Consider the following 19,268-nt stretch of genomic DNA (forward strand, 5'->3'; position numbering starts at 1 on the left):
ATATAATGGCTCTTTACTATCGACAAAATTTGTCGTAATATTAGATTAAGTAAAACTCATACTGACTTCATATATTGCGATCGCCATTAGCGATTCGCCAGAAACGAATAAATTGTTGAAACTATAAAAGTTTACTTCTAGGGGATTGATAAATAGGGGGAGGCAGAGGAACTAATGGGGAAGTTTCGCCGTCTACAAAATCTCTGTATGAGTAGGGATTTAAAGAAGGTATTTCCGTCAGTTCTATCGATAGTATTTTCCATACCCTCCCTAAGTAATTAAATACTCATAGTATTTACGGAGTAGAGGAAAACGCACCAATGCCCATTGAAAACACTGTAACTGAAAAAACCAATACCAAGTTTACGGCTGATATGGTGCGAACCTATCTGCGCGAGATTGGTAGAGTACCGTTGCTTACCCGCGAGCAAGAAATTATTTTCGGGAAGCAAGTACAAAAAATGATGAAGCTGGTTGAAGCTAAAGAAGCTTTAGCTAAAAAGCTTGGTCGAGAGGTTAGCTTGGAAGAATGGACTCAAGAAGTTGGCTTAGCTGAAACTGAACTGAAGAAGACAGTTTTAGAAGGTAAACGAGCCAAGCAGAAGATGATTGAAGCTAATTTACGCTTGGTTGTAGCGATCGCCAAAAAGTACCAGAAGCGAAATATGGAGTTTCTGGATTTAATTCAGGAAGGAGCTTTAGGACTGGAGAGGGGTGTAGAAAAATTTGACCCGACTCGTGGTTATAAGTTCTCTACCTATGCTTACTGGTGGATTCGTCAAGCGATTACTCGTGCCATTGCACAGCAAGGTAGAACTATTCGCTTACCTATTCATATAACTGAGAAGCTCAACAAAATCAAAAAAGTACAGCGCGAACTTGCTCAGAAATTAGGACGTTCTCCAATTCCTTCGGAAATTGCTAAAGAGTTGGATTTAGAACCCGCCCAGATTCGCGAGTATTTAAACATGGCTCGTCAGCCAGTTTCTTTAGATGTAAGAGTTGGCGACAATCAGGATACCGAGCTGCAAGAAATGCTTGAAGATGATGGTCCTTCACCGGAATATTACACAACTCAGGAGTTCTTACGTCAAGACTTGAACAATTTATTAGCTGAACTTACTCCCCAGCAAAGGCAAGTTTTAGCTTTACGCTTTGGATTAAGTGACGGAAATGAAATGTCCTTAGCAAAAGTTGGCGAACGTTTAAGTCTTAGTCGCGAAAGAGTTCGTCAATTAGAACATCAAGCACTGGCTCACTTGCGTCGCCGTCGTGCCAATGTCAAGGAATATGTCGCAAGTTAATTAACTATAGTTAGATGTATCAATAGTTAACAAGCAATACGCCTTCTATAAGGAGGCGTATTTTTTTGGCGTTGCTGAATAAAAATATGAAGTGTTGGTTTCATATTGTTTGAGACGCTGTATTATGCAAGCCGTCTCTACACTAATTGTTCTCAAAAACTACGCGTAATATTCACACTTTTGATTTATTAAAACCATTTGCGAAGTTAAGAAAGCCTAACTCCGGATTGTGCATATTAAAATTCCATAACAGGAGGCAGCACCATAAAATATAAAACTTCTATGTAGATTTAGAAAATCTTTGCAAAAAGATATACATATGAATCAAAAAGCTTAAATAGAAATTGATGAAAAAGTTTTAAATATAAAAAAAAATTATATTATTCAAGATTAATAATGAATAATATCTTTGTTACTGATAAATTTTTATTTATCAACACCTCAAAATTTGAAAATTATTGAAAATCATACATAGCAAAGCTTTCAGCTTCTAAAATATCAATAAATACTATAAATACTTACAGTTGAAAATATGCAAAGCGAAGGATGACAAACTTTAAATTTTTTAAAATTTATTTTTAAAACAATATTTTTATAATTATTTTATATTTGAAATTTTATTCCTTTTGAGTAGACCTTTTGGACGATCTACGAACACTTATACCAATGTTAGTATAAAGTCAATACACAAAAATTCAATAAAAGTTTGAATAGCTTACGGTTTTTTTACCGGACAATATAAACTAAAGTTTTAATAGTGCTATAAATCAAAATACTTAGTTTTAATTGAGACTTCATACTGATAAAAACAGATTATTTATAGGAGAAGTAGGGTGTTTAAAAAGATTCAAAAGATTATTCCACCCCGTCGTTTTGCAGTTCCTCTACTCGGTATCGTCGTAGCGATTGCAGCAATAGCTCAACGCGCTCAACCCGTTTTGTCCAAACAAATTGCTCTACTGCAAACAGCATCTCCATCAAAAGTCATCGAAGAAGAAGCAGTACCAACTACTTGGATGGAAAGGAATCCTAATAATATAGATTCCGAATCAGTTTCAAAGGCAGCCCGATTGCGGAAGGTATTAGATTCATCTTCTGTGTCGCAATCTGCTGGTAGTGCTGTATCTCCGGGTAAAACCTATACTTGGATACAGCGAAATAATTCTTCGAGTTATGAAAAAGTATCGCAAGAATTAGACAATCTATCTACCACTCAAGCAAAAATTTCTGAAGATAAAGCGTCTATTAAAGGAGTTGCCCCCACGACTAATTTTCCTAATGGTGATGGTGTGTTTCTTTATGGTAGTTCGAGGCAAATGGGGCAACTTGGGCATGGATATATAGTCTTTGAAAAACGAGCCGGTAAAGTTGTGGGTGGCATGTATATGCCTTCTTCCGAGTTCAATTGTTTCCAGGGGAATCTTGATAGTTCTGGAGAAATAGCTATGACAGTCAAGGGTTATGTAGGTGATATTAGCCCAACTCAGGTAGCTTCAAATAATGTACTGTTTAGATTGAACGAAAATGAACCAACAAATTACGCTTACTCGGTAACGTTGCAAGATTATTATCAACTCGACGCTGTTAGTAAGAACGACCTAAATATCCTAAAAACCTGCAAAGCTAATTTTTAACACACTTAGTTATTAGATAGTTTATAGATAGTTGATGGTTGATAAACCGCAGTTTTCAGGTCAAAGTTTTAAATATTTGCTATCAGTATTAACCATCAACTACTAAGCACTAACAAATATTAATACTCAATCCCTGGCTGTGCTTTTATCGATTTATCGCGGAAAGGATGTTTAATTAGGTTCATTTCGGTTACCAAATCGGCTCTTTCGATTAGCGATTGGGGTGCCCCCCTGCCTGTGAGTATTACATGATTTCTTTCAGGTTTCTCTTCTAATCCAGCTAAAACCTCTTCAACTCTTAAATAACCGAGTTTCATCGCGATATTAATCTCATCCAAAAGTACCAACTTATACTCTGGATTGCGGATATATTCTAACCCTTTATTCCAAGCAGAACAGGCTTTTTCAATATCGCGATCGCGATCTTGGGTTTCCCAGGTAAACCCTTCACCCATTGCATGAAATTCTAGCTGCCCGTTTTCTTTCCAAGTACTAAATGCTTTTTTTTCAGAAGGCTCCCAAGCTCCTTTTATAAACTGAACAATTGCTACTTTGTAACCGTGTCCTAGGGAACGTAATACCATTCCTAAAGATGCTGTAGTCTTTCCCTTGCCATTACCGGTATTAACAACAATTAAACCTTTCTCAAGAGAAGCATCTGCGATTCTTTGGTCTTGCACTTCTTTACGTCGCTGCATTTTTTTACGATACTGCTCGGGCGTTAGCGACTTGCTTTCTGCAACGCTTGTATCAGATGTAGTTTGATACGACTGATTATTCATTATAGTACCCTGTATTTTCAGATAAGAGCTTGATAAACTTTTTTGACAACTGTAGTTGTTTAGGTAAAAGAACTTATTTTGATTTGTACTTGTAAATAATATCTTTACAAAAAAAACACTATTAATTCAAAGTTATTAGTAGGTTTTTATCGTAAGTTTTAAAGTAGTAATAGGCAATTACTAATTTGCATTATTTTTATTTAATACTAAGTGCCATTTATGACATTAAAAATGTACAGAATACAAATTATTTTTGTCAAAGCCAATACATAAAGCGTTATTCAAATTTAGGCAAGTAGTTTTTTTATGAAATTAAGTGTTATTGTTCCATGTTTTAACGCTGCTGATACTATTACCGCTCAATTAGAGGCTTTAGGTAAACAGCAATGCCTTGAACCTTGGGAAATTATTATTGCTGACAACGGTTCAACAGATGAAACTGTAAATATTGTAAAACAGTATCAGCAGATTTTTACTAATTTACGTTTAGTCGATGCATCAGCAGTTAAAGGCTCTGCTCACGCTCGTAACACAGGTGCAAGTGTAGCTTTATCTGAAAATTTAGCATTTTGCGACGCTGACGATGAAGTCACTTCAGGATGGGTAGCAGCAATGATAGAAGCGCTCTCGAAACATGACTTTGTTGCCGGTTGTAGCGATTATTCAAAATTAAATGAACCGTGGGTAGTCAAGAGCTGCGGAGTAAGAGAAGCTAACGGAGTCAAGGATTATGTATATTTTCCTTATGCGGCAGGAAATAACCTTGGTATTAAACGTTCGATTCACAATCTAGTCGGTGGTTTTGATGAAAAGATGCTGTTACTCCAAGATATCGATTACTGCTGGAGAGTGCAAAAGACAGGTATTAAGCTCGAATCTGTATCAAATGCAATAATTTATTTTCGCTTTCGCAATACAGTTAAAGGTATGTACCGTCGATGTTGGAGATTGGCTTGTTACGATATTTTGCTGCATCAAAAACATCAACAGATGGGAATGCCTAAATTAATCCGATGGAGGCATTTATCTAAAGATGCTGCAATTCTTCCTTTAAAATTTCTACTCAAAGTCCGCAACAAAGAAACTTTCGTGAGATGGTTGTTAGATTTGGCTTGGTTGGGAGGACATGTACAAGGCTGCCTTAAGTATAATTACTTAACAATTTAGATTTAAATCCGATTGAATTAGATTAAATCAAAATTAGATTAATCAAAATTATGATGATGCGAAGTTAACAGATTGACAATCAGGTAATGGTTTCATGCATTTTTGAAAATTTTATTTACTGAAAACCCAGAGTATCAATATGAACTTTGGCTATATTCTGATAATAACCATAATGAAACCATAATACTAAATCTGTTTATATTATCTGCTTATATTTATAGTTACGAACTTACAAATTATTCTCTCCCCATAACTTGACCCTTATGTTATACTTACCGAGGAGAATAGAATTCGGTAGACAGCGTTTGTTTAAGTATCCACAGACTTATCTCCGAAATGTAAATCTCTACACACTAATGATGATTTCGGAGACGATCCATGTCCATTTACGTAGGTAATCTTTCTTACGACGTTACAGAGGAAAATTTGAATGCCGTTTTTGCAGAATATGGCACTGTAAGACGCGTTCAAATTCCTACTGACCGCGAAACAGGTAGAGTACGCGGGTTTGGCTTTGTAGAAATGAGTTCAGAAGATGAAGAAGCAGCAGCTATCGAAGCTCTTGATGGTGCTGAATGGATGGGTCGCGACCTTAAAGTCAATAAGGCAAGACCCAGAGAAGAAAGAAATTCCTTCGGAGGCAATCGTAGAAATAACAATTTCCGCAACCGCTACTAAGGTTAATCTTATAGCTTAAATAGCTAAATTACTTAAGTTTAGTTAACAAATTTGATTTAATTATTACTCAGGCAAAAATGCTTGAGTTTTTTGGTTTAATTTGATGTAAAAGCTAACAAACCCGAGTTTTCAGGAACCGGGTTTTTGTTTTTTAGCTTTTGTATTACTAAATATTCAAATATTCAAAGCAGAAAAATTATTGAGATAGATTTTCTGCTGTAATTTTTGTCTGCGCCAAAGTAGCTTCTAATAAAGGCTGCCCAAATTTTTTAACTTGCTCGACTAAAACGTCTCCAGCATTATCCGGGGAACCTGCATCAAAGGGAGGCTCGGGATTATATTCCAACAAAAGCTGAATTCTTTTTGCAGTTTCCTCTCCACAAAGCTGACTAACAACCACTAACCCAAAATCAATCCCAGCAGTTACACCACCACCAGTAATTCTATTCCGATCGACTACAACCCTTTGATTCTTAACTTCAACTCCCAGCATTGCCAAATATTCGCGAAATAGCCAATGACAACCGGCGCGATAGCCTTTGAGCAAACCCGCAGCAGCAAGAATCAAAGAACCAGTACATACAGAAGTAATATATTTTGCGGTTTTAGATTGCTGTTGCAAAAATTCCAGAACTTCTGAATCTGCCATTGTTTCCACGGTTCCCATGCCACCACCAGGAACGCAAATAACATCTAGCTGAGGACATTGCTCGAAAGTGGTTGTTGGTAAAATGATTAATCCTTCCCCACTAGTTACGGATTCTAAATTTTTCCATAACATATGCACCTGAACTTCGGGAATAAAAGAAAATACTTGATGTGGTGCGGTTATATCAAGCTGAGTCATGCCGGGGTAAATTACTAAGCCGATGTGATATTTAGGTTGATTAGTCACGATTATCTTTGCCTCAACTTCGTTATTTACTATGCTAAAAATGACTTCAAAATTTGCATAGTCCCCAACTGGGTACACTTTTGATTAATTGATGCAATGGCTAACTCTTTACATAACTTATTTCATGCCGTAGCTACAGCCAAAAACGAGTATCAACTGCGGATGCGCTTTATGGATAATATCAGCGAGCATTTTGGCATATCTCGGCTAGTATCGCAGCCTTACAAGCTCGACAAACTTCACCAACTATATTTAGTTCATCTTCATCTTTGAGCGATCGCCTTACATGCCGTGAAATTCAAATAGCCAAACTTGTAGCAAAAGGATTAACCAATAAACAAATCGGCGTAGAACTTTGGATTACGCAAAATTCTGTAAAACAAGCTTTGAAGCGGATATTTAGGAAATTAAAAGTATCCTCGCGTACAGAAATGGTAGCAATAAAGCGGGAAGAGAATCTACACCGCTTTTTGCCTAACAAAATTGCAAGATATCCTGAATTCGGATTCTTAAAGCTGTAGGCATTAAGTGATACTTATAGAAGAAATATTTATCATTACAAACTTGTATCCCAATTTACTTGTTATCGATTTTCCATTCTGTGAAAATCGTGAAACAGCACGCAGAAGTGGGATTTTCCCATAAGGAGATACCCGAAGAGTCAAAGGACGGATAATTATTTCTGTTGTGGAATAGGTATTATAGTTTCTCTACGTAGTCAAAATTAACTAATTTCTCGATCATGCCCACTGAATTAATTGTTTTAATTGCTGCATTAATTGTTGCTTGGTTAGTTTTTCAGGCTTTAATCAAAGTACTGAAAACTACTCTTAGTACGGCTGTTGCTGTTTTTATCGTCGTTGTGTTTTTGGGAATTTTTGGTATCGGTTCTGAAGACTTAATTCAAGAAATTACCAAATTACCCGAAACTTTGATGCGCCTATTTACGAATACACAATCGCAAATAGGCATATAGTCAACAACAATTATTTTTTTATCAAAATATATGCTTTAGCATAGGTTGGTAATTTCTTAATATATTGGTTGAAACTGGCTTTACTTTTAAAAATACCCGCCAGATAATCGAGTTGATGAAAATTGGGTAAAAACGCACCCCCAGTATCAGCAACTACTCCCATTCTTAAATGCCTGCGTCCATTTTTCATATACTCAATCACAATCATTCTACCTAAACCAACATTGAGTACGTCGCCAGCAAAAGTGACTCCCGATTTGATAGATATCTTCTCATCAATTTTATAGCCGTAGCCTTTGATATCCTTAACTTCTCTAAAATACCAATAGCGCTTTTGTAAACGTCTATTTATACCTCTAACATAAGGAATTTGATTACTTCTATCAACATTGAAATAAGCAGAAGAACCACCACCTAAATCAACTAGTATTGTTCCTTCCATTAATGCTTCTTCTAACCCCTCCCGAGTCATATAAACGATGGGTTTAACTTTGCCAAATTCCTTTCCACCTGGTTCGTAAATACCTGATAAAACATCTTGCTTGGTATATTTAGTGTAGAATTTATCCGTTTTAGCAATATCGTTCAGACTGTAAAGAGGAATATTAAATTTAGCAGTTTTCTTACGAGAACCAGGATGAACGAAGACAGCGTACTTAGTAATTCGTAGATTTTTGCGTTTGGGTTGTTTGGGATTATAAGCAGACCATCTAATGACTCGAAAATTAGAGTTGATAAAATTCGGGTCTTGTAAACGAGTCGGACGATTATTAGCTATATCTTCTTGCAATACAGCAATCATAAAATCAAGAGTTTTGACAATATCTTCTACAGATATATTTTGAGTCCCGAGTACTCCCGGACGTAGTATATTAGGGTCATCGTCAGCATGGTCTTGATAATATTGTCTGGTGTTAACCAAAGTAGACAATAAATCTTTTTGGTTGAAACTAACTCTATTGCTACTAGGTAATTTTGCAGGACTAAAAAGCTTATTGCCATTGATGGTATATTGGAATTTTTTTAATTCGTCAATAACTTTATAAGCTTGAGATAGTAGCTGGGGTTGATAAAGATTATTTGTTGATGGGATAGTTTGACAAGGAACAGAAGAAAACTGAATGCAGGATGCTGTTTTAAATGAAAAGTTTGGAACTAATCTCAGACTTGAATTCGTTAAACCTTGCTGTCTTAAATTCTGCTGTTCTAAAGATATTTTTTTAATCTTTGTTAGAGAATTATTATTTTGAGTTAACTGCTGATTTTGCGAGCGAGCATAAGCATAACTACTCAAACTTCCAGTTAACAGCAAACTAGCTAAACCTACTACAAAACGCATTTTGGGAATTAACATCTCGATCACATTCTGTGGTTGACTCAATTGATATACCAGGAAAAATAAAATAGGTCAAAAATTAAGGGTTAGAGGTTAAAAGTTAAGGATTAAAATTTTGATTTTCCCTCGGATGAGTAAATATACTTCATAATTGAAATATTGGCTGATTCTTGCAGAAACAATGTATTTAACTTATTTAGACAGCAATAGCTGGTTAATTGAAATGGGCGGTCAAAGTATACTGATTGACCCTTGGCTGATTGGTTCCCTAACTTTTGCTAATTTAGATTGGCTTTTCAAAGGTTCGCGTCCTCAAGAACGTCCCATTCCCGAAAAAATTGACCTGATTTTACTATCTCAAGGTTTGGAAGACCACGCCCATCCACCAACCCTCAAGGAACTCAACCGAAATATTCCGGTTGTGGCTTCAGAAAATGCTGCTAAAGTTGTAAATCAATTCGATTACCAACAAGTAAATTCCCTGGCTCACGGTGAAACTTTCACTCTTAAGGGCACTGTCGAAATTACAGCTACTCCCGGCTCTCCCATCGGTCCTAACTTAGTAGAAAACGGATATCTCCTCAAAGAACTCGAAACTGGTTTTACTCTTTATTACGAACCCCACGGATATCATTCTGAATCGCTTAAAAAATATACTCCTATCGATGTTGTCATCACCCCATTAATAGATTTAGGTTTACCCCTAATAGGACCAATTATCAAAGGTAAACAAAAAGCTCTAGAAGTCGCTCAATGGCTAGAACCTCAAGTTATGTTACCAACTGCGGCTGGTGGTGATGTAATGTTTGAAGGATTGCTGATGAACTTGATCAAGCCAGAAGGAACCGTTGAAGAGTTTCGTTCCTTACTACAACAACATAATATATCAGCCCAAGTACTCGAACCAAAAAGTGGAGAGCGCACTCTATTAGATTTGCAAAAGCGAACGGTTTCGGGAGTTTCCGCTTAAAAGGAAATTTGCCTTAAAGTAATACTTTAGTACCAAATTAAAAACTGATTAACGACCAAATTAACTATTTGGTCTATTTTTGTGATTTTATAGCAGTAGTTAATATAGATAAATTTTCAACTTATTGTCTATTATCTACTTTTAATTGCTTTATTAATTTAATATTGATAATTGTTTTAGGATACAACGGTTTTATTGTAAATCTGTTAAATATTGATACATCTATATTTATTTCTACCTATCCGTAATTGTTGCAGGAATCTCTGATGAAGTTAAATTTAGTACGCCCGATGGCATTTATTGACTTAGAAACAACTGGAATCGATATTGTCAAAGATAGAATTATACAAATTGCCGTATTAAAAGTATTTCCTGATGGCAATGAAGAAATGAAAACTTGGATAATTAATCCTACTATTCCAATTCCAAATGCATCATCAGAAATACATGGAATTTATGACGAAGATGTAAAGGATAAACCTACTTTTGCAAAAATAGCCCATAGTTTAGCAGATTACATTAACGATAGCGATTTAGCTGGGTATAATTCAAATCGATTTGATATCCCCGTACTTATAGCAGAATTTTCTCGCGTTGATATCGATTTTAAACTTGAAGGCAGAAGAATTATTGACGTACAAACTATTTTCCATAAAATGGAACCTCGGACTTTGAGAGCAGCTTATAGATATTATTGCGGGGAAAAATTAGAAGGCGCTCATGATGCAGCAAATGATATCCGCGCTACATACGAAGTATTTAAAGCACAATTAGAACGTTACGAAAATGAAGAGTATGAGGATAAAGATGGCAATATATCTTATCCTGTAAAAAACAATATGGATGAGTTGCAAGAATTCATACCCTTTGATTTTCTTGACCCCACTAAAAGAGTTATTTACGACGAAAATAACGAGATAATTTTTAATTTTGGTAAATATAAAGGTAAATCAGTAGCTGAATCATTTAAGAAAGAACCAAATTATTATAAATGGATGATGGAAAAGGAATTTTCTGTTTTTACTAAGAAAGCAGTAACTAAGATTTGGGAATCGATGAATCAGGAAGAATAGGGAATGGGGAATAGGGAATGGGGAAAAGATGTCAATTAGGCAGCGAGAAGCTCCCACTATTATGAACGGGAGTATTCCAATTATTAAAAAATATTTTACCTAACACCCTGGAAGGGTGTGGCTACACAAACCAAGCCCACCTTACGGTGGGCTTAGTTTTCTTAGCCCCAGACTCATAGTCTGAGGGCTTTTTCTAGACCAAATTATCCTAGAGAACTATCAATTAAAGTAGACAAAACTTTCTGAGCATAATTTGCACTTCCAGGAGCTCCTTCAATCGTAGCCATTAAGCTAGCTCCTCCAATTAACAATAAATATTGCTGAGAAAATGATTCTGAATCTTTGATTCCTACTTCTTCTGCTAGCTGCTTGATATGGCAACGAATTGACTCTCTAACTCCTACAGAAACAGCATGAGCCGGATGAGAAGCGTCAGATATTTCTAATACAGCATTAATAAAAGGACAACCCCGAAAATTAGGACTCGCATACCAATCTCGCATCACATCAAAGGTGGCGAGCAATCTTTCTTTGGGCGTATTTCCGCTGTCTTGTACCGCAACTTCAAACCATTGCAGCCATTCTCTAGCTCGATGTTTCATTACTTCTTCAATTAGTTGTTTTTTAGAAGCAAAATACCGATATAGAGTCTTTTTAGCTACGCCACTAGTCGCAATAATTTCGTTAATACCTACGTTTTGAATTCCCTTTTGATAGAAGAGTTCGGAAGCTGTTTCTAGAATTTTTTGATGAGGGTTAATATTTGACTTCATTCTTCTCGGAGTAGACAAACTTGTCTCCATAAAGATATACTATCACCAAATCTGGTAGACAAAGTTGTCTCCTAATTTATCGAGGAGGAGATTTAAACAATGGAATTTACAATTCATACATTAGAAACGGCACCAAATGCTTCCAAAGAATCATTAGCTCATGCTAAAGAAACTTTTGGTTTTATTCCTAATTTAGAAGGAATTTTTGCAGAAGCTCCAGCATTGTTAAAAGGTTCAATGACACTGTGGGATTTGTTTGAAACCACAAGTTTTACTGCAATCGAGCAACAAATTATTTACTTAACTGCAAATTATGAAAATTCTTGTAACTACTGCATGGCAGCACATTCGGGATTAGCGAAAATGATTGGCATGTCTGACGAGGATGTGGAAGCACTGAGGAATGGCACACCAATGTCAGACAAGAAATTACAAGCCCTACGCCACTTTACACAACAAATGGTAAGGCAACGTGGTTGGGTTGAAGATAATGATATTGAAGCGTTTATGGCTGCTGGATATGTAAAACAGCAGGTTTTAGAAGTAATTTTAGGTATAGCTATAAAAGTAATGCATAATTACACCAACCATGTTGCTAAAACTCCTTTAGACAAGCAATTTAGCAAAAATATCTGGTCAAAACCGGATGTAACTTAAAGCTATATAACCATTTTCGTACTACAAAAAGCGGCGTTATCAGCTATATAGCATGTGAGATGAACTTAAGATAATTAAGATAATTATCATCATCGAGAACCAGAAGGTGGAATTTTCTCAATACTAATTAAAGACTCCATTACCTTTTTTGCAATAGGTGCTGCAACAGTACTACCGAAGGTGTGTTCTCCTTGGGGTTCGTCTACTAACGTTAAAACAACATAACGAGGTGTTTCTACCGGTAAGATACTCACAAAACTAGTAATCTTTGAACCACTAATATAACCTCCAGTCGCACCAGCTTTTTCAGCCGTACCAGTTTTACCTGCAATGCGATATCCCGGAATTTTCGCAGCTTTTCCGGAACCTTTGTTAACCACACTTTCCATCATTTGCAATACTGTTTGAGTTGTTGTGGGGGAGAAGATTTGACGAGATGGTGGTAGATTTTTCTCTTTGTGAATTTGGTCTTTATCATCTATCAAGCCTTTTACAACATGGGGAGTCACTAATCTACCACCGTTAGCTAATGCTCCCTGCATTTGAACTAACTGTAATGGTGTTAGGGAAAAACCTTGCCCGAAGGAAGCTGCCGCTGGTTCAATAGGTGAATTAATGAATTCTTCTTGGGGCTTAAGCCGACTGGTAGTTTCAAATGGCAAATCTGTTTCGGATTTCTGTCTTAATCCCAATCGTTCTAACCAACCGTAGTAAATACTTGGCTGCAACCGCTGGATAATTTTGACCATACCAATGTTGCTGGAAGTTTGTAAAATTTGAGAAACGGTGATTCTTCCCTTGGCATCTTCCTCAGCATTTTTAATCTCGCGATCTGCAACTTTAATTAAGCCCGTATCATTAAACACTTCACCGGGTCTGATCCTGCCAGTTTCTAAAGCTATAGCTACATTTAAAGGTTTGAAAGTAGAGCCGGGTTCGTACAAATCGGCTACAGCCCAATTTCTAAATAGAGCATAATCTTCTTTAGTAAATTTGCCATTGGGGTTGTAAGTCGGGTAACAAGCAAGCGCTAAGATAGAACCGTCCCATGAATCCATGACAATTACTGCTCCGCGTTTGGCTTTGAATTTTTTTATTTGTTCTTTGAGTGCCAATCTCGAATCGCGTTGCAAACGGCTGTCAATAGTTAGCTGCATTCGCAATTTGTCAAAATTAAGGAATCCATCTGGAGCATGATCTGGCATTAATGCACCGTTTCCTGCTCTTGACAAACGTACCGTTTTCATGGAACGCTCTAAAAGCTTTTCTTGAGAGTATTCTATTCCTGCTTTACCACGACGATCTGAATTAACAAATCCAACGATATCAGCAACTAAATCGTCAGGAGGATAGTAGCGGTTAAATTTTTTTCTTAAATCTATACCGTTAAGCTTCAAACTACTAATTTGGTCTGCCACTTCTTCTTGTAAATTAGAAGAAAGAAAAATCCCACTTTCGTTTTTGTTAAACTTTGCTTCTAATTCATCAGCATCTTTATTTAAAATGGTTGCGAGCTTCCGTGCAACGTAGGATCGAGATTTGTTCTTGTCAAACATCTTCGGATGCACGTACAAAGTATAAATAGGAACGTCTATTGCGACAACTCTTTTATTCCGGTCTACAATTTGACGGCGAGGAATAAAAGGACGCATACTGAACATCTGCTGATTTCGCGCCTTTTTAGTTAGTGTTGCACCGTCAACAATTTGCAAACGATACAAGTTTATTCCCAAACCCAAGCAAGCAACTATTAATACACCCCAAACCATAAACAATCTGATTTTCGGGTTTGGTGCAACTTTTGGAGATTTTGCGCTAAATTTCCGTTGATTTTTACCTCTGGGAGTATTGCGATTCAAAGGAGATTGTGAGTAATTTCTTCTGGGAATTCTATTGGTTTTACCTGGAAATTTTTGCATAAAGCTGCTCCTTCATGAGGTTCTTGGGGCAAAGAAAGCACTAACAATCCTTCAGATTTTTTCTCCACTCACCCAAAGGTATTCTGTTTTAACATTTAAACAGGCGAAGTGCATTTAAACTAAAAACTAAAAACTAAAAACTAAAAACTAAAAACTAAAAAACTAAATTAAAAAATGGAGATAGCATCAATCTATCAATGAATTATTGGTTTCAATATCCCATTGGGTTTGAAGGTTGTTCCACTGTTTCCTTCATTTCTTTGTCAATTGATTGAGAACTTGATGGTGTAGTTTCTTCCAAAAAAATGGTATTTGCTGGAGTTGGTGATACGAAGCCAGAATGTGGTTTCTCAGCTTCTATTGCCATTCTATTTTTCAGAATTTCGTCATGTTTTGTCAGCTGACGCTCATCTCGTTGTAATTCTTGTAATTTTTTGTACGAACGGCTCCAAAGATGTTGCGAGTATACTGTCCACCCATAAACAACCAGAGTTGCGCTGACTAATAAGAAAGTTATAACCGCACTGTGACGGTGAAGTGAATTCCAACGCATCAACCATACAGGTATTTTGGAACCATCCGGCATTACAGGTATAGCTCTACGATCGCGATTCGCAGAATTTTTATGATTGATACCGTTATTTACAATGCGTTGGGGTTTAGCTTTTGTTGATGCCGGAGTCCGAACAACAGTCGAACCAGTTTTTGACCAGAAAGATGGGGTAGGACGTTTTTGTCTGTTTACAAGTCCCGGAGAGGTTTTTGTTAAAGGTGGAAGATTCGCACGCTCATTTGTCCTATAACCTCTGAAGTTGCTTTCTCCACCAGTAGAATCTCGTCCCAACCAGCGCTTTTTCCCTCTTAGATTTGATTTACGAATAGTAGCCATAAGTTTTTATTTTAGAAATACTGTACTTTAGATAGAGATGAAAGGTTAATGTCGCCCAAGTTATTTTTGCTACAAGCTATTGACTTAGTATCTTACTGTGTTCTCCAATTGCTTGAAGAAATAACACTGGTCAACTCGAATGTTACGAAAGCTATAATTTTATAATTACGTCGCCGCATCATAGCATCTAAAGTATAAGAATATCCATCGCTCGTAGACATAATACTTCCGTAATATCGTAATTTCTGGTATGATATCGTTTTTTGTAATCAAAATAACTCAAAAAATCGATCTAGGACTAAAGTGACAAAAGATTAGCGCTAATATTAACTACAAAAACAACTTTCCTAAGTAATGGTCAGTATAAAAATGAATAATTTTGTTTATAAAAGCTAATTAAAACTACAATATTTAAAAAAATCAGCTTTTAAGGTATCTTATTCAACAGGCTATAAATAGATCTTGACTAAATTGGTGAAAGAGGAGTTATGAAAATAAAAGTCTTTGGTTTTGCTTTATTGTTAGGTTTGGCTACCGCTCTGGGAGCTTGCGAAAATGCAGAGGAACCTGCAACTACAGAAACTCCAGTTGGAGAGCCTACAGATGCTCCTGCTGCAACCCCCGAACCAACCGCTACCCCGTAGTTGACAGTAATTATTTAAACTACTGTCGCCATGTTTTGAGGCTCGCTCCTCACTTCCTTTTGATTGATTACCCACAAGCAGTTTTATCCAATTAAACTGTTGTGAACTTCAAAATTTGAGAATAGGGTATCGTGGTTTGGGAGTAATATCTTTAGTTTTCCCTTTATGGCTTCGGTAAATAAATATAAACCTGGTAATGATTATCGAGATTGCCAGGTTTTTATGTTTATATTTTTGGTGATGGGGTTCCTTATCGGATTTATTGTTAGAACATAGAAATTTATGATTATTTTCTCAACAAGATAATAGAAAATGCAACACTACAACACTTATTGATTAAAAGTTATACTTTCAAAATTATAAATAGTTAAATTAAACTTAAATATTCATACTTTAAGGATTTTTAGTATCCTTGAACTATGTATAACAAACTAAGAAATGAGAAGAAAAGAAACTTATAAAGCAGTTTTACTGATACTTATAACTGCTGTGTCACCGGTCATTTTTCAATTGTTTGCATACCATAAAGGGTTCGTAATTGCATTGCCCCCAAAGGAAGATATCCCCGAAGAAATATTGCGAACGGAAATTATTCTCGAAGCGCGATCGCCGATTGACGGTAAACTTCTAAGTGCAGCAGAATATGCTCAGTTGCAAGCTCAATTAAAAACACGCCCCTACCCTCCGAAGCTTAGTCCTAAAGTACGGGAAACAGTTTTTTTTCTACGTTTACTCAAAATATTAAAAACACTTTTCCCTTTTGTGGATTTTTAATTAGATAATGATAAAGGGAATTAGGAGTTGCGAATAGCTTGTCAATAATTAATTTTCCTTGTTCCCTGGCACATTTGTGCATCTTTCTTCCTCAAGAGGCGGGCAAAAATTACAAATAAATGTAAAGAATATATGTAGATATACAAAACGTAAATTCATTAATTCATAATATCCAACGTAATTAGCTCCATGACTATGACCACTATTGCCCCAGAACAGGTTAACAGCATCATCAACAACCAGCATAGCGACCCTTTCAAAATACTTGGTTCCCACAAAATAGAGAAGGATGGCAAAAACGTCTGGGTTGTGCGAGCTTATTTGCCTACCGCAAGTGCTGCTTGGGTTGTTCTTCCAGAAGAGCGTAAGGAAGAACCGATGCAAAGCGTGCATGACCCTCATTTCTTTGAATGCACGGTAGATGCTGAAGAATTAGCTAACTATCAACTTAAGATTAAAGAAGAAGACCAAGAACGGGTATTCTATGACGCTTATGCTTTTAATTCTCCCAAGCTAACAGAATTCGATTTGCACCTGTTTAATGAAGGAAATCATCACCGAATTTATGAGAAATTAGGAGCGCATTTCACTGAAATTAAAGGTGTAAAAGGCGTTTATTTTGCGGTTTGGGCACCGAATGCGCGTAATGTATCGATTTTGGGAGACTTCAACAGTTGGGATGGACGCAAGCATCAAATGCGTAAAGGTCCCACTGGAGTATGGGAGCTATTTATTCCCGGATTGGAGGTAGGAGAGCATTACAAATACGAAATCAAAAATACCGCAGGACATATTTACGAAAAATCTGACCCCTACGGTTTTGCTCAGGAAGTTCGTCCTAAAACTGCTTCTATTGTTACTGACTTAGATGCTTATAAGTGGAATGACAGCGAATGGATGGAAAAACGCCGTCATAGCGATCCACTTTCCGAACCAATTTCAGTTTATGAACTACATTTAGGTTCGTGGTTGCACGCCGGTACTGACGAACCATCCTTACTACCAGATGGTACATCCGAGCCTGTAGTACAGGTTTCTGAACTTAAAACTGGCGCGCGTTTTCTAACTTATCGGGAATTGGCGGCAAAACTGATTCCTTATGTTAAAGAATTAGGCTATACCCATATTGAAATGCTGCCAGTAGCCGAACATCCATTTGATGGTTCTTGGGGATATCAAGTAACTGGTTATTACGCTCCTACTTCCCGTTATGGCAGTCCTGAAGACTTTATGTACTTTGTGGATGAATGTCATAAAAACGGCATTGGCGTGCTTGTGGATTGGGTTCCCGGTCACTTTCCTAAAGATGGGCATGGTTTAGCCTTCTTTGACGGTACTCATCTTTACGAACATGCAGATCCTCGTAAGGGCGAACATAAAGAGTGGGGAACTCTAGTATTTAATTATTCGCGTCATGAAGTACGTAATTTTCTGACAGCGAATGCTTTATTTTGGTTTGATAAATATCATATTGACGGTATTCGCGTTGATGCAGTGGCTTCAATGCTTTATTTAGATTACTGTCGCGAACCCGGTACCTGGGTTGCAAATGAATATGGTGGTAGAGAAAATTTAGAAGCAGTAGAATTTATTCGCAGCGTAAATCACCTCATTTTTAGTTACTTCCCCGGTTCGCTATCCATTGCAGAAGAATCTACTTCATGGCCGATGGTATCTTGGCCTACATACACCGGTGGATTGGGCTTTAACCTGAAGTGGAATATGGGTTGGATGCATGACATGCTCGATTACTTCAGCATGGACCCCTGGTTCCGTCAGTTCCACCAAAATAATCTGACTTTTAGTATGTGGTATCACCACAGCGAAAACTTTATGTTGGCGCTGTCCCATGACGAAGTGGTGCATGGTAAGAGTAATATTATCGGGAAAATGCCCGGAGATAGATGGCAGAAGTTCGCAAATGCGCGTTGTTTATTTGCCTATATGTTTGCTCATCCCGGTAAGAAAACCATGTTTATGAGCATGGAATTTGGACAGTGGAGCGAATGGAATGTTTGGGCAGATTTGGAATGGAGCTTAATGCAGTTTGAGCCACACCAACAGCTCAAAATATTCTTCCAAGATTTAAATAAACTTTACCGCAACGAACCTGCTTTATACACTCAAGACTTTGAGGAAGCAGGGTTTCAATGGATTGACTGTAGCGACAATCGTCATAGCGTAGTTTCATTTATCCGTCGCGATAAAGATTCGGATGGTTTTGTTGTTGCTATTTGTAATTTCACCCCGCAACCCCATTCCCACTACCGCATCGGTGTACCAGAGCCTGGATTCTACACTGAATTATTTAACAGCGATGCCCGAGAATACGGCGGTAGCAACATGGGTAATTTAGGCGGTAAGTGGACTGATAGCTGGTCAATGCACAATCAAGAACACTCCTTGGATTTATGTCTTCCACCTTTAGGAGTATTAGTTTTGAAATTGGATCGAAATAAAACTGGTGAGGTGATGGAAGAAGAGTAAAAGGTAGGCTGGTTTGATTAAGGAGAGACGTAGCGTTGGTCTGTTCCTTAAAAACTGATAGTTTTGATCGCACATTCGCTTGGGGTTGCAAACCCCAAGCTAACGGGAGCATCCCAATGCAGGCAAAAAGCCCGCAGGCTATAAGCCTGGGGCTAATACTACGAAGCCCACCTGCGTGGGCTTGGAAACTCTCATAGCTCACGCAGGTGGGCTTTGTTTTTGTAGCCGCACCCTTCTAGGGTGTCGGATAAAGTATTTATTCCTACATTGGGATGCTCCCAAGCTAACAGCGAAAGTCCTATAAATAGGA

General features: G+C 37.2%; 18 protein-coding genes and 1 pseudogene. 13 read left to right on the forward strand and 6 right to left on the reverse strand.

Annotated elements, in window-relative coordinates; genetic code table 11:
* Positions 1-320 precede the first annotated feature (320 nt).
* Positions 321-1,304 carry an RNA polymerase sigma factor, RpoD/SigA family gene (locus RIV7116_RS16080; RefSeq protein ID WP_015119353.1) on the forward strand — a complete coding sequence of 328 codons (984 nt, stop codon included), beginning with the start codon at positions 321-323 and terminating at the stop codon, positions 1,302-1,304.
* Positions 1,305-2,137: 833 nt separating this feature from the next.
* Positions 2,138-2,938, forward strand: a complete 801-nt coding sequence (locus RIV7116_RS16085) for a hypothetical protein (RefSeq protein ID WP_015119354.1) — start codon at positions 2,138-2,140, stop codon at positions 2,936-2,938.
* 119 nt (positions 2,939-3,057) lie between these two features.
* Here RIV7116_RS16085 and cobO read toward each other — a convergent pair whose 3' ends face one another.
* Positions 3,058-3,720, reverse strand: coding sequence for a cob(I)yrinic acid a,c-diamide adenosyltransferase (cobO, locus tag RIV7116_RS16090; RefSeq protein ID WP_015119355.1), 663 nt, complete (start codon positions 3,718-3,720; stop codon positions 3,058-3,060).
* A gap of 306 nt (positions 3,721-4,026) precedes the next feature.
* Here cobO and RIV7116_RS16095 point away from each other — a divergent pair, with 306 nt between their 5' ends.
* Together RIV7116_RS16095 and RIV7116_RS16100 are read left to right on the forward strand one after the other, a co-directional pair.
* Positions 4,027-4,887 (forward strand): glycosyltransferase, encoded by an 861-nt coding sequence (locus tag RIV7116_RS16095; RefSeq protein ID WP_015119356.1) that lies wholly within the window; start codon positions 4,027-4,029, stop codon positions 4,885-4,887.
* Between the two features lie 378 nt (positions 4,888-5,265).
* Entirely contained in the window at positions 5,266-5,565 is a 300-nt protein-coding gene (locus RIV7116_RS16100; RefSeq protein ID WP_015119357.1) for an RNA-binding protein, read from the forward strand.
* Between the two features lie 196 nt (positions 5,566-5,761).
* On the opposite strand, the gene RIV7116_RS16105 is transcribed toward RIV7116_RS16100, so the two are convergent.
* Positions 5,762-6,460: a DJ-1/PfpI family protein gene (locus tag RIV7116_RS16105; RefSeq protein ID WP_044291910.1), complete on the reverse strand. Its 699-nt coding sequence runs from the start codon at positions 6,458-6,460 to the stop codon at positions 5,762-5,764.
* Positions 6,461-6,556: 96 nt separating this feature from the next.
* Between RIV7116_RS16105 and RIV7116_RS35860 the strand changes: the two genes are divergently transcribed.
* From RIV7116_RS35860 to RIV7116_RS16115, 3 genes and pseudogenes are all read left to right on the forward strand, one after another.
* Positions 6,557-6,733 carry a hypothetical protein gene (locus RIV7116_RS35860; RefSeq protein WP_157229291.1) on the forward strand — a complete coding sequence of 59 codons (177 nt, stop codon included), beginning with the start codon at positions 6,557-6,559 and terminating at the stop codon, positions 6,731-6,733.
* Positions 6,658-6,981 (forward strand): annotated as a pseudogene (locus RIV7116_RS16110) (helix-turn-helix transcriptional regulator); the annotation flags it as partial. The gene RIV7116_RS35860 and the pseudogene RIV7116_RS16110, both read left to right, overlap by 76 nt.
* Positions 6,982-7,202: 221 nt before the next feature.
* Complete coding sequence (locus tag RIV7116_RS16115) at positions 7,203-7,436, forward strand: hypothetical protein (protein ID WP_015119359.1); 234 nt, start codon at positions 7,203-7,205, stop codon at positions 7,434-7,436.
* 10 nt (positions 7,437-7,446) lie between these two features.
* On the opposite strand, the gene RIV7116_RS16120 is transcribed toward RIV7116_RS16115, so the two are convergent.
* On the reverse strand, positions 7,447-8,790 hold the full coding sequence (locus RIV7116_RS16120) for a hypothetical protein (RefSeq protein WP_015119360.1): 1,344 nt from the start codon (positions 8,788-8,790) through the stop codon (positions 7,447-7,449).
* Between the two features lie 163 nt (positions 8,791-8,953).
* On the opposite strand from RIV7116_RS16120, the gene RIV7116_RS16125 reads away from it, so the two are divergent.
* Together RIV7116_RS16125 and RIV7116_RS16130 are read left to right on the forward strand one after the other, a co-directional pair.
* On the forward strand, positions 8,954-9,742 hold the full coding sequence (locus RIV7116_RS16125; RefSeq protein ID WP_015119361.1) for an MBL fold metallo-hydrolase: 789 nt from the start codon (positions 8,954-8,956) through the stop codon (positions 9,740-9,742).
* 266 nt (positions 9,743-10,008) lie between these two features.
* The gene (locus tag RIV7116_RS16130; protein WP_015119362.1) at positions 10,009-10,815 is read left to right on the forward strand and encodes a 3'-5' exonuclease; all 807 of its coding nucleotides are present in this window, start codon (positions 10,009-10,011) and stop codon (positions 10,813-10,815) included.
* Positions 10,816-11,018: 203 nt separating this feature from the next.
* Here RIV7116_RS16130 and RIV7116_RS16135 read toward each other — a convergent pair whose 3' ends face one another.
* The gene (locus tag RIV7116_RS16135) at positions 11,019-11,588 is read right to left on the reverse strand and encodes a TetR/AcrR family transcriptional regulator (protein WP_044290987.1); all 570 of its coding nucleotides are present in this window, start codon (positions 11,586-11,588) and stop codon (positions 11,019-11,021) included.
* Between the two features lie 99 nt (positions 11,589-11,687).
* On the opposite strand from RIV7116_RS16135, the gene RIV7116_RS16140 reads away from it, so the two are divergent.
* Complete coding sequence (locus RIV7116_RS16140) at positions 11,688-12,245, forward strand: carboxymuconolactone decarboxylase family protein (RefSeq protein ID WP_015119364.1); 558 nt, start codon at positions 11,688-11,690, stop codon at positions 12,243-12,245.
* Positions 12,246-12,334: 89 nt separating this feature from the next.
* Here the strand turns inward: RIV7116_RS16140 and RIV7116_RS16145 are convergent, their stop codons facing one another.
* Complete coding sequence (locus RIV7116_RS16145) at positions 12,335-14,164, reverse strand: penicillin-binding protein 2 (protein ID WP_015119365.1); 1,830 nt, start codon at positions 14,162-14,164, stop codon at positions 12,335-12,337.
* 211 nt (positions 14,165-14,375) lie between these two features.
* A complete protein-coding gene (locus RIV7116_RS16150; protein WP_015119366.1) occupies positions 14,376-15,053 on the reverse strand; it encodes a hypothetical protein in 678 nt (225 codons plus the stop codon).
* A 488-nt stretch (positions 15,054-15,541) separates the two neighbouring features.
* On the opposite strand from RIV7116_RS16150, the gene RIV7116_RS36495 reads away from it, so the two are divergent.
* The 3 genes from RIV7116_RS36495 (at position 15,542) to glgB (ending at position 18,958) form a co-directional block, all read left to right on the forward strand.
* A complete protein-coding gene (locus RIV7116_RS36495; protein ID WP_015119367.1) occupies positions 15,542-15,697 on the forward strand; it encodes a hypothetical protein in 156 nt (51 codons plus the stop codon).
* Between the two features lie 438 nt (positions 15,698-16,135).
* Complete coding sequence (locus RIV7116_RS16155; RefSeq protein WP_015119368.1) at positions 16,136-16,471, forward strand: hypothetical protein; 336 nt, start codon at positions 16,136-16,138, stop codon at positions 16,469-16,471.
* Between the two features lie 195 nt (positions 16,472-16,666).
* On the forward strand, positions 16,667-18,958 hold the full coding sequence (gene glgB, locus RIV7116_RS16160; protein WP_044291913.1) for a 1,4-alpha-glucan branching enzyme: 2,292 nt from the start codon (positions 16,667-16,669) through the stop codon (positions 18,956-18,958).
* The last annotated feature ends 310 nt before the right edge of the window (positions 18,959-19,268 follow it).

The sequence above is a fragment of the Rivularia sp. PCC 7116 genome, from assembly GCF_000316665.1.
Taxonomy (GTDB): domain Bacteria; phylum Cyanobacteriota; class Cyanobacteriia; order Cyanobacteriales; family Nostocaceae; genus Rivularia.

Bases quoted from the DNA above. Each gene is read 5' to 3' on its own strand.
- RIV7116_RS16080 (WP_015119353.1), top strand. From the start codon at position 321: ATGCCCATTGAAAACACTGTAACTGAAAAAACCAATACCAAGTTTACG.
- cobO (WP_015119355.1), bottom strand. From the start codon at position 3,720: ATGAATAATCAGTCGTATCAAACTACATCTGATACAAGCGTTGCAGAA.
- RIV7116_RS16095 (WP_015119356.1), top strand. From the start codon at position 4,027: ATGAAATTAAGTGTTATTGTTCCATGTTTTAACGCTGCTGATACTATT.
- RIV7116_RS16100 (WP_015119357.1), top strand. From the start codon at position 5,266: ATGTCCATTTACGTAGGTAATCTTTCTTACGACGTTACAGAGGAAAAT.
- RIV7116_RS35860 (WP_157229291.1), top strand. From the start codon at position 6,557: ATGGCTAACTCTTTACATAACTTATTTCATGCCGTAGCTACAGCCAAA.
- RIV7116_RS16115 (WP_015119359.1), top strand. From the start codon at position 7,203: ATGCCCACTGAATTAATTGTTTTAATTGCTGCATTAATTGTTGCTTGG.
- RIV7116_RS16120 (WP_015119360.1), bottom strand. From the start codon at position 8,790: ATGTTAATTCCCAAAATGCGTTTTGTAGTAGGTTTAGCTAGTTTGCTG.
- RIV7116_RS16125 (WP_015119361.1), top strand. From the start codon at position 8,954: ATGTATTTAACTTATTTAGACAGCAATAGCTGGTTAATTGAAATGGGC.
- RIV7116_RS16130 (WP_015119362.1), top strand. From the start codon at position 10,009: ATGAAGTTAAATTTAGTACGCCCGATGGCATTTATTGACTTAGAAACA.
- RIV7116_RS16135 (WP_044290987.1), bottom strand. From the start codon at position 11,588: ATGAAGTCAAATATTAACCCTCATCAAAAAATTCTAGAAACAGCTTCC.
- RIV7116_RS16140 (WP_015119364.1), top strand. From the start codon at position 11,688: ATGGAATTTACAATTCATACATTAGAAACGGCACCAAATGCTTCCAAA.
- RIV7116_RS16145 (WP_015119365.1), bottom strand. From the start codon at position 14,164: ATGCAAAAATTTCCAGGTAAAACCAATAGAATTCCCAGAAGAAATTAC.
- RIV7116_RS16150 (WP_015119366.1), bottom strand. From the start codon at position 15,053: ATGGCTACTATTCGTAAATCAAATCTAAGAGGGAAAAAGCGCTGGTTG.
- RIV7116_RS36495 (WP_015119367.1), top strand. From the start codon at position 15,542: ATGAAAATAAAAGTCTTTGGTTTTGCTTTATTGTTAGGTTTGGCTACC.
- RIV7116_RS16155 (WP_015119368.1), top strand. From the start codon at position 16,136: ATGAGAAGAAAAGAAACTTATAAAGCAGTTTTACTGATACTTATAACT.
- glgB (WP_044291913.1), top strand. From the start codon at position 16,667: ATGACCACTATTGCCCCAGAACAGGTTAACAGCATCATCAACAACCAG.